The sequence below is a fragment of the Serpentinimonas maccroryi genome, assembly GCF_000828915.1.
Classification (GTDB): Bacteria; Pseudomonadota; Gammaproteobacteria; order Burkholderiales; family Burkholderiaceae_C; genus Serpentinimonas; species Serpentinimonas maccroryi.
Window position 1 is genome coordinate 1891295 of sequence record NZ_AP014569.1, and the last position, 14475, is coordinate 1905769.

Consider the following 14475-nt stretch of genomic DNA (forward strand, 5'->3'; position numbering starts at 1 on the left):
CAGGCGTTACAGTCGCAACGATGTCTGCCACACCATTTGCGCCCCTGACCTTGGGCACCGCCGCCATGCTCACCATCGCCCCGTTGCTGTGGGCTGGCAACGCCGTCGTGGGCCGTCTGGCGGCGGACTGGATTCCGCCCATGACCTTCAACTTCCTGCGCTGGTTGGTGGCTTTGGCCATTTTGCTGCCGCTGGCGGCTTGGGTGTTGCGCCGCCACAGCGGTTTGTGGCAGCACTGGCGCCGCTTTGCCCTGCTCGGGCTGCTGGCGATTGCCGGCTACAACTCGCTGCAATACCTGGCGCTGCACACCTCGACGCCGATCAATGTCACGCTGGTGGCAGCCAGCATGCCGGTCTGGATGCTGATCATTGGGCGCCTGTTCTTTGGCGCCGCCATCACGCGCCAGGCGCTGCTGGGCTCGGCGCTGTCGCTGCTCGGGGTGCTGGTGGTGCTCACGCAAGGCCAAGTGCAGCGCATACTCGAGCTGCAACTGGTGCCGGGCGACGCCTGGATGCTGCTGGCCACCTGCACCTGGGCGCTCTACAGCTGGCTGCTCACGCGGCGCGACGAACCGGCCCCGATCCGCGCCGATTGGTCGGCCTTTTTGATGGCGCAGATCATTTTTGGCCTATTCTGGTCGGCCGCGCTCAGCGCCGGCGAGTGGGTCTTGTGGCCAGCGGCCACCGGCACCCCCTTGCCGCAGATCGACTGGAGCTGGGCGCTGCTGGCGGTGCTGGTGTTCGTGGGCCTGGGGCCGGGCGTGATCGCCTACCGCTTCTGGGGCGAAGGGGTGCAGCGCGCCGGCCCCACCGTGGCCGCGTTCTTCAGCAACCTGACGCCGCTGCTGGCCGCGCTCATGTCCGCCGCCCTGCTGCGCGAACCCCCGCAAGCCTTCCACGTCGCCGCCTTCGCGCTCATCGTGGCCGGCATCGCGGTCTCGTCGCTGCGGCGTTGAGGGGCGGGCCCGCAATAACCAAAACGTTCCCACACCAGCTCCGGGGAACATGGCAAAATGACCCCTGCACCCTGAACCAACGCCCACAAATCCGCTCGTGCATTGAAAACAAATGGCACCGACCATCGTCAGAGACGGCAAATTCAGGCTGTACTTTTTCTCCAGAGAAGAAACACGAATACACGTACACATTTCTCACCCGGATGGCGAAGCCAAGTTCTGGCTCACGCCTCAGATCGAGTTGGCGGTCAACGTCGGATTGAGTCAAACACAGCTGCGGCAAGCGCACGCTATCGTGAGCACGCACATCAAGGAGATTCAGGATGCCTGGAACCATCACTTTGGAAGCTGAAGTCACAAACATTTCCAAGCATTGCTTTTGGCTGCTACTCGGAAACGAAGAGCTTGCGGTTTCGTTCAACGATTTCCCATGGTTTAAAAATGCCACCGTAGAACAACTAACCGATATCCAATGGCCCAGTGCCGATCATCTGTACTGGCCCAAGCTGGACATTGATTTATCCGTTCAGTCGATTCGCAATCCGGCTGCATTTCCGCTGGTTTCTAAAACTTGAGTCAATAAGGTGACCGCCGGAAATAAGGATCAAGCAAGACTCTCTTTTTTGCACCTCCCCTACAACCTCTAACGTTGAATCTTAGCTGCGCCGGCCGCCCTTAGAAAAATGCCCATCCCTGACTACCAATCCTGCATGCTTCCGCTGCTGAAACATTTGTCAGACGGGTCCGAGCACACATTACGCGACGCTGAAGAGCACTTGGCTGAGCACTTCAAATTGACGCCCACTGAGCGCGCAGAGTTACTACCCTCTGGCCAGCAGGGTGTTTTTAAGAACAGGATTGGTTGGGCACGCACCTACCTTAAAAAGGCAGCACTCCTTGAGTCACCGAAGCGAGGTGTTTTCAAAATAACAGATCGAGGCACCAAGATACTTTTATCTAGCCCGAGCAAGATCGATACAAAATTTTTGGAACAGTTTCCAGAATTTTTGGATTTTCGTGATCCCACAAAGTCCCTGAACGGGGCTGAGACCCAATCAGAGCTGCCGCAATCAAGAACCACGCCAGAAGAATCAATCGAGCTGGCACACCAAAGCCTTCGAGACCAACTCGCTGCAGAGCTCCTGACACGAATTCTTGGCTGCTCCCCAATGTTCTTTGAGCAGCTTGTTGTTGAACTGCTTGTAAAAATGGGCTATGGCGGCTCTCGACGAGATGCTGGTGAACGCATAGGCCAAACCGGCGATGGTGGCATTGACGGAATCATCAAAGAAGACCGACTCGGTCTGGACACAATCTTCATCCAAGCAAAGCGCTGGCAAGGATCGGTAGGGCGACCAGAAATTCAAAAATTTGTAGGCGCATTGCAAGGGCAACGCGCCCAAAAGGGGGTTTTCATCACAACCTCCAGCTACACAGCTGAAGCAGCGGACTATGCATCCCGCATAGACACAAAAGTGGTTCTCATCGACGGAAGGCAGTTGGCAGCCCTCATGATTGATTTTGACGTCGGTGTTGCTCCAGCCGCCACCTTTATAGTCAAAAGAATAGATTCTGACTACTTCGAAGAATCATAAACAAGTATCAGGTGGAGCGTCATTGAACACATCGCCCAACGAGAGCCGCGTCGCTGTTTTGGTGGATAGCGACAACACAACGCCTGAGATTCTGGATCACGCTTTGCGCATCGTCGCCCAGTTTGGCCGCGTGGTGCTGTGTCGCGGGTACGGCAACCACGGCACCTTGGCCAATAGATGGCAAGAAGCTTTGGTGCGTCAGGCTTTTACGCCGTGCCTGCAATATCAATATGCCGCCGGCAAGAACACCGCAGACATAGCCTTGGCCTTGGATGCACTCGAGGCCATGTTTGATGACCGGGCCGACACCTTCTGTCTCATCACCAGCGATTCCGACTTCGCCTATTTGTGCCGCAAGCTGCGTGAACGCGGGGCCACCGTTTATATCGTTGGCGAAGCCAAGACGCCAGATGCACTTCGCAACGCAAGCGACCAATTTTTCGAATGGGTGCGGCCGATCGTCCACACCGCTGCGGATGAACCCTGCCCAGACAACAAGTCGGCAAAGTCAGACACTGCCAAAGCCGAACCGCTCAAGCCTGTGGCCAAACGCCGCCCCCGGTTGCTGGTTGACGCGGTTTCGCTTTTGGCCGCCGATACCACCGACGGCAAGGTGGGCATGAGCCCGTTGGGTTCTTATCTCAAGCGAGCCGATCCCTCATTTACTCCGCAGATGTACGGCCACTCGGGGCTTCTGAGCATGGTCAAGACGTACGACCTGTTGACCACGCAGCAAGAGCCTAGTGGCCACTGGTCTGTGCGTCTGGCAGAGTGCAAGGCTGAAAATGGGGAAGCGACATCCAAAGAGGCAGATTAAACTGCCAACTGCGGGAGGAACAGCAGGCGCGCAAAAACTGCCCCGCCGTGAATAACAGGTCACGGGCCAGCAAGCTCAGCAATGCCCCAAGCAACTGGCCGTCGCCATCGGGGCTTGCAGCGCACGATGGTTCATCAGTACACCCCCGGATAAGCCCCGCCGTCGAGCAAAATGTTTTGGCCGTTGAGGTAGCCGGCGTGGGTGCTGCACAGAAAGGCGCAGACGGCGCCGAACTCTTGCAGGCTGCCAAAGCGGCGCGCCGGTATCTGCGCCAGTTGCGCTGCGCGCACGGCCTCGAGCGGCTGCCCGCTCTTTTGGGCCCCGGCGGCCAGGGTGGCGGCCAGGCGCTCGGTGTCGAACTTGCCGGGCAGTAGGTTGTTGATGGTCACGCCGCGCGCCGCCAAGCCGCTGCGCGCCAGCCCGGCGACGAAGCCGGTCAGGCCACTGCGGGCGCCATTGCTCAAGCCCAAGATGTCGATCGGGGCCTTGACGGCGCTGGAGGTGATGTTGACGATGCGGCCAAAACCGCGCTCGGCCATGCCGTCCACCGTGGCCTTGATGAGCTCGATCGGGCTCAGCATATTGTCCTCCAGCGCCTGCAGCCACTGCTCGCGCTCCCAGTGACGAAAGTCGCCCGTGGGTGGGCCAGCGGCGTTGTTGACCACGATGTCAAAGGCCCGCCCCGGCCCGCCGGGCACCGCAAACAGCGTCTCGCGCCCGGCTGCCGTGGTCACGTCGGCCGCCACCGGCAGCACCGTCACCCCGCTTTGCTGGCGCAGCTCGGCAGCCACCTGCTGCAAGCGCTCGGCCCCGCGCGCCGCGATCACCAAATTCACTCCCGCACTCGCCAGCGCCTGCGCGCAACCCCAACCCAGCCCTTTGCTGGCCCCACACACCAAGGCCCAGCGGCCCGCGATTCCCAAATCCATTGTCTTGCACTCCAAAAATGGCCCGAGCGGGCCGGATTGAGCGATTTGCTTGATCCGATTATCCTCACCGGCTGGGCCGGCTCACCCACAGCACGCCCGCCAGCACCAGCGCGGTGCCGGCCAAAATCCAAGCGTTGAAGGGCTCGCCCAGTATCAGCGCGCCCATGAGCAGCGTGGCCATGGGGCCGACCATCCCGACTTGGGCCGTGAGCCCGGCGCCGATGCGCTCGATCGCCAGCATCACCAGCACCACCGGCGCCGCGGTGCAGAGCACGGCGTTGAGCAGCGAGAGCCAGATCACCTCGGGCGCCACCAGCGCCGCTTCGAGTGGGCGCAGCAGCACAAACTGGCCGATGCACAGGATGCAGGCCACGGTGGTGGCCCAGCCCACCAGCCGCAACGCACCGATGCGCTGCACCAGCGCGCCGCTATAGACCAGATATACGGCGTAGCTGAGCGCGCTGCCAAACACCAGCGCCGCCCCCAGTGCCGTGCTCCAGCCGTCGAAGCGCAACTCGTGCCCAAACACCAGCAGCACGCCGGCATAGCTCAGGCCCATGGCCCCGAGCTGGCGCGGCGTGACGCGTTGGGCAAACAAGAGCCAGCCCAGCAGCAGCACAAGCGTGGGGTTGAGGTACAGAATCAGCCGCCCGAGGCTGGCGCTGATGTACTGCAAGCCCAGAAAATCGAGAAAACTGGCGAGGTAGTAGCCGCAAAAACCCAGCCCAAAAATGGCCAACCAGTCGCGCCGCTGCAGCGGCTGCACCGGCTTGGCGCTGCGGTAGGTGGCCCACCAGATCATGGCCAGAAACAGCGGCAGCGCAAACAGCATGCGGTACATCAGCAGCGTGACCGGATCGACGCCGTAGCGATACGCCAGCTTGACGATGATGGCCTTGCCACTGAAGGCCACGGCCCCAGCCAGCGCCAGCAGCAAGCCGCTTTGCAGGCGGCTAAGTTTGGACAAACCGGTGGGGCGCAGTGGCATAGGCTTGCTTGGAGCGCGGCGGTGGCACTCAGGGTGCGACGCCGGGCGCCGCGCTGGTGGATGACTGGGGCAACTGGCCCATTGCGGGCGTGGGCGTGGGCGTGGGTGCGGATGCAAGCGCTGCTGGGCCCGAATTTGGCCGCAGCACTGCCAGCCGCGGCAGCACGCGCCGCACGCTGGCGCTGGTCTGGGCGGCTAGTGCGGCGCAGTCCAAGCCGCGCAACGCCGCCAGCGTGGCACCGATGCGCGGCAGCTCGGTCGGGGTGTTGGGCGCTTGGCTGGCGCCGCTGGCGCGCGCCGCGGCCGGGGTATAGAGCCACTGGGGCGGCATGTCGGGGGCGTCGGTCTCCAGCACCAGCGCCTCGGCGGGCAGTGCGCTGGCCAGCCGGCGCAGGCGCCGCGCCGCCTCGAAGGTGCAGGCACCGCCAAAGCCCAGGGCAAATCCGAGTTCGATGAAGGCCTGCGCCTGCTGTAAGCTGCCGCTGAAGGCATGCGCGATGCCGCCGCGCGCGCTGACCGGGCTGGTTGCTAGGCGTGTGGCCGAGCGCGTTGCCGGGCCTGCCGTGGCCGCACCCGGCCCGCCCCGATCGCGCTGGCGCAAGCCGCGCAGCAACTCGTCCGCCGAACGCCGCACGTGCAAGATCACGGGCAGCCCAAAGCGCTGCGCCAGCTCCAGTTGGGCGGTGTAGAAGTGCCACTGGCGCTGGCGCGCAGCCGGCGCGCACAGGGCGGGAACAAAAAAATCGAGCCCAATCTCACCCACCGCCACCAGCTGCGGGTCGGCGTGGCAGCGTTGCAACTCGAGCGCCAGCGCCTCGAGGTCGGCGTCGTCGGCCTGCATCACATAAAGCGGGTGGATGCCCAGCGCGTAGGCGTCGCCGGTGGTGTGCGCCAGTTCGCGCACACGCGCCCAGTTGGCGCGCTCCACCGCCGGATAGACGCACACCTCCACTCCAGCGACACGCGCTTGCTGACGCAGCGCCAAGCGCTGCTCATCCGTCCAATCGGGGGCGTCGAGGTGGCAATGGCTGTCGATCCACATGCGCAGCGATTATGCGCTGCGCCACTCCAGCCTGCAGCCAGCGCACGCGCCTAGGCCGCACAGCGCCCCGCCCCTGCAGGGCCTAGAGGATCAGCACACCAGTCCACCAGCCCATCAACAACCATTGGGCCGATCGGCCGTTGAACCGCTTAAAACCCCAAGTTGATTTGCAGTATGCGCGTGGTGCCGCTGATTTCATTGGCCACCACCAGCAGGGGCCGGCCGTTGGGCGATTGCACCGCCGGGATGAAGGTCAGGCCCTCGGGGCCGCGGTCGCCGGTGACGCCGTTGCGCGTGCCGTTGAAGTAGGTCACGAAGCGCGCCTCGGCCGGGTTGGTGACTTCATAGACCATCACGCCGCCGACGCGCTCGAGCCCGATGAAGGCGAAGTGCCGGTTGCCAAACTGGGCCACCACCACCGCCTCGGGTTCTGGGCCTTTGCTCGGGCTGCGGGCGTCGAGCGTGTTGTTGTTGTGGCTGGCGTTGAAGGCGACCTTGGGCAGGGCACGGGTGCGTTGCTCCAGCTCGTCGCCCGAGTCATAGACCTGCTGCAGGTTGCTGGCGTCCCAGATCGAGAACGAGCGCGCGCCAAAGCTGAACAGCTCGGTGCACTGGCCGGCGGCGTTGCGCCCAGTTTGACCGGCGTTGGGGGTGTTGGTGACGAGCAGTCGGCCCAAGCCCGAATCCATGATCAGCGCGGCCGCATTGGGAAAGACGGCCGGATCCAGACCTTGGGGGCAGTGGGCGCGCACGCGCACCTCTTCGTTGAAGCCGGGCCAGTCGCGCGCGTCGCCCTCGTTGGCCGTGACCAGCAGGGTGCGCCCGCCCACGCTGTAGGCGGCCATGGCGTCGGGCATTCTGGCAGCCGGCCAGCGCCACAATGGCTAGGGCAGCCGCCGCAGTCAAGCGGGCTAGGGCGAAGGGGGTGGGGGTTTTGGGCATTGGGTAGGGCGGTTGGGTTTGAATCGCCGCACTCTACGCAAGCCATATGACAAATCTGTGAACATGCGCTCCCGCCCGGCCAGCCCTACGCCGCCCCAGCGCGGTCAAAGGCGCTCAAAAATCGCCGCAATCCCCTGCCCGCCGCCGATGCACATCGTCACCAGCGCGTAGCGGCCGCCGGTGCGCTGCAGCTCGTACAGCGCCTTGACGGTGATGATGGCGCCGGTGGCCCCGATCGGGTGCCCGAGCGAGATGCCCGAGCCGTTGGGGTTGACCTTGGCCGGGTCTAGGCCCAGCTCTTGCGTCACGGCGCAGGCTTGGGCGGCGAAGGCTTCGTTGGCTTCGATCACGTCGAGGTCGGCAATCGTCAGACCGGTGCGCTCGAGCACTTTGCGTGTGGCCGAAATCGGGCCCACGCCCATGATTTTGGGCTCGAGCCCGGTGTGCGCGTAGCCCACCAGCCGCGCCATGGGGGCTAGGCCGCGCGCGCGCGCCGCGCCGGCTTCCATCAGCAGCACGGCGGCGGCGGCGTCGTTGATGCCCGAGGCGTTGCCCGCCGTGACGCTGCCGTTTTCTTTGACGAACACCGGCTTGAGCTTGGCCATGTCGGCCAGCGTGCAGCCGGGGCGGAAGTGCTCGTCGGTGTCGAACGCGACCTCGCCCTTGCGGCTCTTGAGCAGCACCGGCACGATCTGCGATTTGAAGCGGCCCTCGGCACTGGCGCGCTCGGCGCGGTTGTGGCTCTCGACCGCCAGTGCGTCTTGCATGGCGCGGCTGATGCCAAACTGCGCCGCCACGTTTTCGGCCGTCACGCCCATGTGGATTTTGTGGAAGGGGTCGTGCAGCGCGCCCACCATCATGTCCACCAGTGTGGCGTCGCCCATGCGCGCGCCAAAGCGCGACACCAGGCTGAGGTAGGGCGCGCGGCTCATGTTCTCGGCCCCGGCGCCGATGGCGACGTCGCAATCACCCAGCAAGATCGCTTGGCTGGCGCTGACGATGGCCTGCAGCCCCGAGCCGCACAGGCGGTTCACGTTCATGGCCACGGTGGTGTCTGGGCAGCCGCCGTCGAGCGCGGCCACGCGCGATAGGTACAGATCGCGCGGCTCGGTGTTGACGACGTGGCCAAAGACCACGTGGCCCACGTCGGCACCGGGCACGGCAGCGCGCGCCAGCACCTCGCGCACCACCAGGGCGCCGAGTTCGGTGGTGGGGGTGTCTTTGAGGCTGCCGCCAAAGGTGCCGATGGCGGTGCGCGCAGCGCTGACGACGACGACTTCTCGGTTGCTCATGGGTTTGGTCTCCTAGGGGGTGGTTTGGATTGACGTATAAATGGCTCGGGCAGCTACCGCGCCCCAGGCCGGATCTTAAGGCCAGCGCGGCGGCTCAATCGCCCTGAAAGCCGCCCGAGCGGCACGTCAGCACCAGCGTGTCGCGCCAGCCCAGCTCGCCCGGCACCAGCGGCTGGATCGGGGTCGATTCGTGGATCACGCGCTCGTCGTCGAGCAGCAGCAGCGACCAAGGCTCGGTCAGGGTGAAGCGCTGGCCGTGCGGGCCATCGGCCTCGAACACCCGGCTCTCGCCGCCCTTGATGCCTTGGCGAGCGAGCAGATAGACGGCCACCAGCTCCATGCCGTCGCGGTGCGCGCCCTCGGGCGTGGGGCGGCCGATGCCGTCGGTGGTGTCGATGCGAAACTGGTGCGCTTCCACGTACCACGGCTGCGCGCCCTTGAGCGCCGAAGCCGCCGCCGCGGTCTGCTGTAGCAGGCGCTGCCAAGCGGGTTGGGCCACGACCTCGGGCTCGATCGGCTCGAACCAGCGCTGCATGCCGCCGTGCAGCGCGTTGTACTGCAGCGGCTGCCAGTGCACCCGGTGCGGCACCTGGCGCACCTGCGCGCCCTCGACCACGAAGCAGCTGTGGCGCCGTTTGCGGTAGCGCCCGCCATCGCGCAGATAGTGGTCGGGGCAGAGCCGCTCCCAGCTCGGTTGCAGGGCCGCCAGCGCCTGCGCCTCGAGCCCAAGCCAGCGCTGCACCGCAGCCGCATCGAGCAGGGCAAAGCCCTGGCGCGCCAAGGTGGCATCGAGCTGCTCCAACGGCACGGTGGGGGGTGGGAAAACGGCGTTCATGGGAGGGTTGACAAAGGCAAGCGGCTTTGTGCGGGTGGCACTAGTGTAAACCCGGGCACGCGCCAGCCAGCACCCTCCCTAGGTGCTGCGCCACAGCAGCCACAGCAGCAGCATGCCCGCAGCCGCATTGGCCAGCGCCAGCAGGGTAAAGACCAGCAGCAACCAACCAGCGGGCGGTGACAGGTGCAGAAACCAAGCCATGCCGGTCGAGAGGCCGTTGAACAGCAGCATCAGCCAGAACAGCCCGTTGTGCGGCTGCCAGAGGCGGCGCAGGCGCTGCGGCAAGGGGGTGGGTGGGGCGGAATCGGGCATGGGGGCCATTGTGCCGCGCGGCGCAGCGATTGCACGCTGTGCCCAAATGCCTTAACATCGAAAGATGCGTCGCTGGCTGATCATCTTGTTCGTGCTGCTGCTGCCTTGGCGGTTGTGGGCGGGCGACGCCATGGCGCTGGCGGTTTTGCATTCAGTCCCTGCCGCTGCGTATGGCCCAGCCCAGATGGCGTCAATCAACCCGGCAGCACTCTGTGGCCACGCCGACTTGGCGCTGCACGAGGCTGCGCACGCCTGCTCTCCCGACCCCGCTCACGACCTCCACCTCGGCGCAACGCACGAGGCTGCGCAGGCCATAGCTCAGGCCGCCGACCCCGCCTGCCCCGGGCACTCTGAAGCGGGCGCGCATGGCCTGTGTCTTTTGTGCGGGATTTGCCACCAGGCACTGGCGGTGCCGCTGCGGTTAGGGGCCCTGCCACCCACCTTGCCGCTGGGCGCACCGGTGCCCGCGCGCACCGTGATCGTGCAGGCCACGCCGCAACCCGAGCTCAAACCGCCCATTCTCTGATCTCGACACCCGCAGTGCGCCCGCTTGGTTCTTGCTTCGGCAGCGGCGCGGCGTTTCTTGGTTCTTGATCGGAGAGTTTTCCATGTTTTTTACTTTTTGGGCCCCAGTGCAGCGCGTGCGGCGTGTGCAGCGCGGCGGGCCGAAAGCCTTTTGGCATCCCCTGTTGGGTGCGGCGCTGCTGGCGGCCGCTTGGTCTGGCCCTGCCTGGGCCAATCCCGAGCCGGAGCAGCAGTGGCGCGCGGCCAACGAGCTGGTCGGCGCTTTCCCCCGCGGCCACGCCGACATCGTGCAGTGGGAGGCCCAGCAGCAGCCGCACGCCAGCGCCGCGCCGCAACCCGCCGCCGCCCAGCACTTGCGCCTGTCTGATGCTCTGATGGCGGCACAGCGTGCACGCCCCGATTTGCTGGCGCGACCGGGCCTAAACGCGCTCGAGCGCGACGCGCTGCGGCTGGCGCAGGCCGATCTGGCTTTGCAGGTCGAGCGGGCCTGGCTGCACGCCGTGGCGGCAGGCAGCAGCGCCCGCTACCAGGCTCAGGTGCTGCAAGCCGTGCAGGCCGGGGCCGAATTGGCTGCGCGCATGGTGCGCATCGGCAACTGGCCGCAGATGCGCTTGCTGCAAGAGCAACTGCTGCTCAACCAAGCCCAAGCGCAGCAGCGGGTGGTGCAGCACCAGCAGCACCTCGCCGTGCTCGCCCTGTGGCGCCTGGCGGGCGACGGGCTCACGCCCTGGCAATTGGAGCAGCGGCTGCCGGCCGACTGGCCGAGCGTGAGCGCCCCGGTGGCCGCCACCGCCCCGCCTGCCACGGCCACCACGGCCACCACGGCCACCTCCCCGGCCGCGCCCGCCTTCGCCCCCTTGGCCACTCTGGAAGCGCAGGCGCTGCAGGCGCATCCGCGCTGGCCGCTGCGGCAACTGCAGGCCGCACGGCTGGAGCGCGGCCTGACGCCAGCCGAGCGCGTGCAGCTTGCCGCCGCGCTGGCGGCTGCCGTCGCGCCACAGCCCCAAGCACCAGCCGCGAGCGCGCCAGCCGACCACATGGCCCCGCCCACCCAGCCCGCGCTGGCTGCGCGCGCCCTTTGGCCGCACAGCTGGGACCAAGCCGCCCAAGCGCGCGCCGAGGCCGATGCGCTCGAGCGCCAGATACGCGCCGACGTCCACAGCGCCTACAGCGCCTGGCAAACCGCCACCGAGTTGGCCGAGGGCGCGGCGCAAGATGCGCTGCGCCTGCACAGCGCCTTGCTCGACGAAACCCAGCAGCGCTACAACGGCATGCTCAAGAGCACCTGGGAGCTGCTGGCCAGTGCCAGCGCCCGGGTGCAGGCGAGCGAGGCCGCCCTGCTGGCGCGGCGCGACGCCGCCGTGGCCGCAGCCGAACTGCGTGCCGTGCTCGCCGGCCTATCTTACGAAACCGCGAAAGGAAATTGATCATGCAACGCCGCCAATTTTTCCAGGGTGCCTTGGCTGCCGGGGCCTTCACAGCCGCCGCCAGCGCCACCGTCGGCCGCCACGCGCTGGCCGCTTTGCCCGAGCCGGTGCTCAACCACAGCGCCGCCACCGCCGCGCCCTGGGTGCCGCCCGGCGTCACCGGGGCCGGTTTGCCGTATAGACCAGTGGTCACGCTCAACGGCTGGACGCTGCCATTCCGAATGCGCGACGGGGTGAAGGAGTTTCACCTCGTGGCCGAGCCGGTGGTGCGCGAAATGGCACCCGGTTTCGTGGTCAATATGTGGGGTTACAACGGCCAGAGCCCCGGCCCCACGATCGAAGTGGTGGAGGGGGATCGGGTGCGCATCTTCGTCAGCAACCGCCTGCCCGAGCCGACTTCCATCCACTGGCACGGCCAGCGCCTGCCTGCGGGCATGGACGGCGTGGCGGGCATCAACCAGCCCTCGATCGGGGCTGGCAAAACCTTCGTCTATGAATTCCAGGCGCGCCGCCCGGGCACCTTCATGTACCACCCGCACGCCGACGAAATGGTGCAGCTCGCCATGGGCATGATGGGCTTTTGGGTCACGCACCCCAAGCTCGATGCGCGCGGCCGGCACCCACAGATCGATGCGGTGGAGCGCGACTACTGCTTCTTGCTCAACGCCTTCGACGTCGAACCCGGTGCCAAAACGCCCACCGTCGCCACCATGCTCGACTTCAACACCTGGGCTTTGAACAGCCGCGTCTTCCCGGGCACCGACCCGCTGGTGGCGCGCCTGGGCGACCGGGTGCGCATCCGCATGGGCAACCTGACCATGACCAACCACCCCATCCACGTACACGGGGTCGAGTTCGAAGTCACCGGCACCGACGGCGGCCCGGTGCCCAAGGGTGCGCGCTGGCCCGAGGTGACGATCGACATGGCGGTCGGCCAGATGCGCCAGATCGAGTTCCTGGCCGACGAGCCCGGCGACTGGGCCGTACACTGCCACAAAAGCCACCACACCATGGGGCCGATGGGGCACGACGTGCCGACCATGATCGGAGTCGATCACCGCGGGCTGGTCGGCAAAATCCAGGGCCTGGCGCCCGACTTCATGGTCATGGGCGAGCGCGGCATGTACGACATGAAGCAGATGCCGATGGAACTGCCCCCCAACACCCTGCCCATGATGGCCGGCCAAGGCCAGTTCGGCCCGATCGGCATGGGCGGGATGCTGACCGTGCTCAAGGTGCGCGCCAACCAGCCGCCCAACGACTACCGCGACCCCGGCCCCTACGCCTTCCCGAGCGGCAGCGTGGCCTTTGAATACCGGGGGCCGGTACCCGAGGCGGTGCGCCCACCCAGCCCGCCCCAAGCTGCCCACGGAGAAGTCCGTAGAGGGGCGCAGGGAGGCCACGGAGGAGGAGCCCACGGAGCCCACGGCGCAGCGCCACCGCCCAGTCCGGCAACACCGGCAACACCCGCACCGGCCGCCCCGGTGCATCGGCACTGAACTTGCGGCCTGTGCCGGGCATCAAACCCGGCGCTCCCTTGACTCAAACCACACCCACCATGCAACGACGCACCTTGCTCCACAGCGCCAGCGTCGCCCTCACCGGGCTGGCTGGCACCACCTTGCTCGCCCTGTCGGCCCCAGTCGCGCTGGCGCAGGCGCGCCGCAACCCGCCCGTGATGGAGGTCTGGAAAGACCCCCAATGCGGCTGCTGCAACGACTGGATCACCTACCTGGAAAAAAACGGCTTCGAAGTGCGCCCCTTCGACACCGGCAACATCGCCGTGCGCCAGCGCTTGGGCATGCCCGAGAAATACGGCTCTTGCCACACCGCGCTCATCGGCGGCTACGTGGTCGAGGGCCACGTGCCCGCCGCCGACATCCAGCGCCTGCTGCGCGAGCGCCCGGCGGCGCTGGGCCTGAGCGTGCCGGGCATGCCCATCGGCAGCCCCGGCATGGACGGCCCGCTATTCGGCGGTCGCCGCGACCCCTTCCACGTGCTGCTGGTCGGACGCGACGGCAGCTCGCGCATCTGGGCCTCCTACCACCAACCACCGGCAGGGGCTCCGGCGGCGCAGCCAGCAGCCGACGGCGCCGACGCTGCGGGCGCGGCCACGGCCACCGACCGCGACGGCCGCCCCTGGGTCGAGGCCGAAGTACGCCGGGTGGACCGCAGCAACCGCCGCGTCAGCCTGCGCCACGGCCCCATCCCCAACCTCGACATGGGCGGCATGACCATGGTGTTCCAGCTCAGCGACCCGGCCCTGCTGGAACAGGTGCAGCCGGGTCAGCGCATCCGCTTCAGCGCCGCGCTCATCCAGGGCGAATACACCGTGATGCAGATCGCACCCCTGCCTTGATTTTGTCCAATCCCGTCGCGCACCCACACCCCTTCCCTTGCACACCGGAGTCTGACCATGAACCGTTTGAAAACCTTGCTCAAGATCGCCCCCGCTGCGCTGGCGCTGCACCTGCTGCTGGCCACGCCCCATCTGCACGCCCACGCCCAGCCCGAGGGCTCGCTGCCCGCGCACGGCAGCACCGTCAGCGGCAGCCCGAACCGGATCGCGGTCTGGTTCGATCACCCGATGCGGCTCACGCTGTTTGAAGTGAGCGGCCCGCGGGGCGTGGTGCCGCTCAACCCCGCCCCCGGCCGCGAGGTGCTCACCCGCTTCGAAACCAGCCCAGCCACCCCGCTGGGGCCCGGCAAATACACGGTGCGCTGGCGCGGCCTGGCGGCGGACGGGCACGTCATGGCCGATGAAATTTATTTCACTGTGCGCTGAGGTGGGCGCTGACACCTGCATGAATCGGCC

At 66.5% G+C, this 14475-nt stretch carries 17 protein-coding genes and 1 pseudogene; 10 read left to right on the plus strand and 8 right to left on the minus strand.

Features of this window, described 5'->3' with window-relative positions:
* Nucleotides 1-20: 20 nt before the first annotated feature.
* The 5 genes from SMCB_RS08710 (at nucleotide 21) to SMCB_RS08725 (ending at nucleotide 3368) form a co-directional block, all read left to right on the plus strand.
* On the plus strand, nucleotides 21-956 hold the full coding sequence (locus SMCB_RS08710; protein ID WP_045536368.1) for a DMT family transporter: 936 nt from the start codon (nucleotides 21-23) through the stop codon (nucleotides 954-956).
* A gap of 112 nt (nucleotides 957-1068) precedes the next feature.
* On the plus strand, nucleotides 1069-1308 hold the full coding sequence (locus SMCB_RS08715) for a DUF4160 domain-containing protein (RefSeq protein WP_045536370.1): 240 nt from the start codon (nucleotides 1069-1071) through the stop codon (nucleotides 1306-1308).
* Complete coding sequence (locus SMCB_RS12510; RefSeq protein WP_082027326.1) at nucleotides 1280-1531, plus strand: DUF2442 domain-containing protein; 252 nt, start codon at nucleotides 1280-1282, stop codon at nucleotides 1529-1531. Before SMCB_RS08715 ends, SMCB_RS12510 begins: the two co-directional genes overlap by 29 nt.
* A 135-nt stretch (nucleotides 1532-1666) precedes the next feature.
* Nucleotides 1667-2551, plus strand: a complete 885-nt coding sequence (locus tag SMCB_RS12515) for a restriction endonuclease (RefSeq protein WP_231851189.1) — start codon at nucleotides 1667-1669, stop codon at nucleotides 2549-2551.
* Nucleotides 2552-2573: 22 nt separating this feature from the next.
* The gene (locus SMCB_RS08725) at nucleotides 2574-3368 is read left to right on the plus strand and encodes an NYN domain-containing protein (protein WP_197539296.1); all 795 of its coding nucleotides are present in this window, start codon (nucleotides 2574-2576) and stop codon (nucleotides 3366-3368) included.
* Nucleotides 3369-3502: 134 nt separating this feature from the next.
* Here SMCB_RS08725 and SMCB_RS08730 read toward each other — a convergent pair whose 3' ends face one another.
* The 8 genes and pseudogenes from SMCB_RS08730 to SMCB_RS08760 all read right to left on the minus strand — a co-directional run bounded on the left by SMCB_RS08730 (nucleotide 3503) and on the right by SMCB_RS08760 (nucleotide 9708).
* Entirely contained in the window at nucleotides 3503-4297 is a 795-nt protein-coding gene (locus SMCB_RS08730; protein ID WP_045536373.1) for an SDR family oxidoreductase, read from the minus strand.
* A gap of 64 nt (nucleotides 4298-4361) precedes the next feature.
* Nucleotides 4362-5285: a DMT family transporter gene (locus SMCB_RS08735; RefSeq protein WP_045536374.1), complete on the minus strand. Its 924-nt coding sequence runs from the start codon at nucleotides 5283-5285 to the stop codon at nucleotides 4362-4364.
* A 28-nt stretch (nucleotides 5286-5313) separates the two neighbouring features.
* The gene (locus SMCB_RS08740) at nucleotides 5314-6327 is read right to left on the minus strand and encodes a TatD family hydrolase (protein WP_082027328.1); all 1014 of its coding nucleotides are present in this window, start codon (nucleotides 6325-6327) and stop codon (nucleotides 5314-5316) included.
* A 149-nt stretch (nucleotides 6328-6476) separates the two neighbouring features.
* Nucleotides 6477-7184, minus strand: a complete 708-nt coding sequence (locus SMCB_RS08745; protein ID WP_052468477.1) for a choice-of-anchor I domain-containing protein — start codon at nucleotides 7182-7184, stop codon at nucleotides 6477-6479.
* 40 nt (nucleotides 7185-7224) lie between these two features.
* Nucleotides 7225-7269 (minus strand): annotated as a pseudogene (locus SMCB_RS13320) (hypothetical protein); the annotation flags it as partial.
* Nucleotides 7270-7373: 104 nt separating this feature from the next.
* Nucleotides 7374-8561: a beta-ketothiolase BktB gene (bktB, locus tag SMCB_RS08750; RefSeq protein WP_045536375.1), complete on the minus strand. Its 1188-nt coding sequence runs from the start codon at nucleotides 8559-8561 to the stop codon at nucleotides 7374-7376.
* 94 nt (nucleotides 8562-8655) lie between these two features.
* The gene (locus tag SMCB_RS08755) at nucleotides 8656-9396 is read right to left on the minus strand and encodes a 2OG-Fe dioxygenase family protein (protein WP_045536376.1); all 741 of its coding nucleotides are present in this window, start codon (nucleotides 9394-9396) and stop codon (nucleotides 8656-8658) included.
* Between the two features lie 78 nt (nucleotides 9397-9474).
* Nucleotides 9475-9708, minus strand: a complete 234-nt coding sequence (locus tag SMCB_RS08760; RefSeq protein ID WP_045537925.1) for a hypothetical protein — start codon at nucleotides 9706-9708, stop codon at nucleotides 9475-9477.
* Nucleotides 9709-9772: 64 nt separating this feature from the next.
* Between SMCB_RS08760 and SMCB_RS12220 the strand changes: the two genes are divergently transcribed.
* The 5 genes from SMCB_RS12220 (at nucleotide 9773) to SMCB_RS08785 (ending at nucleotide 14445) form a co-directional block, all read left to right on the plus strand.
* Nucleotides 9773-10234: a hypothetical protein gene (locus SMCB_RS12220; protein WP_052468479.1), complete on the plus strand. Its 462-nt coding sequence runs from the start codon at nucleotides 9773-9775 to the stop codon at nucleotides 10232-10234.
* Between the two features lie 82 nt (nucleotides 10235-10316).
* The gene (locus SMCB_RS12735) at nucleotides 10317-11660 is read left to right on the plus strand and encodes a TolC family protein (RefSeq protein WP_045536377.1); all 1344 of its coding nucleotides are present in this window, start codon (nucleotides 10317-10319) and stop codon (nucleotides 11658-11660) included.
* Between the two features lie 2 nt (nucleotides 11661-11662).
* Nucleotides 11663-13159, plus strand: coding sequence for a multicopper oxidase family protein (locus SMCB_RS08775; protein ID WP_082027331.1), 1497 nt, complete (start codon nucleotides 11663-11665; stop codon nucleotides 13157-13159).
* A gap of 59 nt (nucleotides 13160-13218) precedes the next feature.
* Nucleotides 13219-14019 (plus strand): DUF411 domain-containing protein, encoded by an 801-nt coding sequence (locus tag SMCB_RS13390; protein WP_144400323.1) that lies wholly within the window; start codon nucleotides 13219-13221, stop codon nucleotides 14017-14019.
* A gap of 57 nt (nucleotides 14020-14076) precedes the next feature.
* Nucleotides 14077-14445, plus strand: coding sequence for a copper resistance CopC family protein (locus tag SMCB_RS08785; protein ID WP_034111786.1), 369 nt, complete (start codon nucleotides 14077-14079; stop codon nucleotides 14443-14445).
* The last annotated feature ends 30 nt before the right edge of the window (nucleotides 14446-14475 follow it).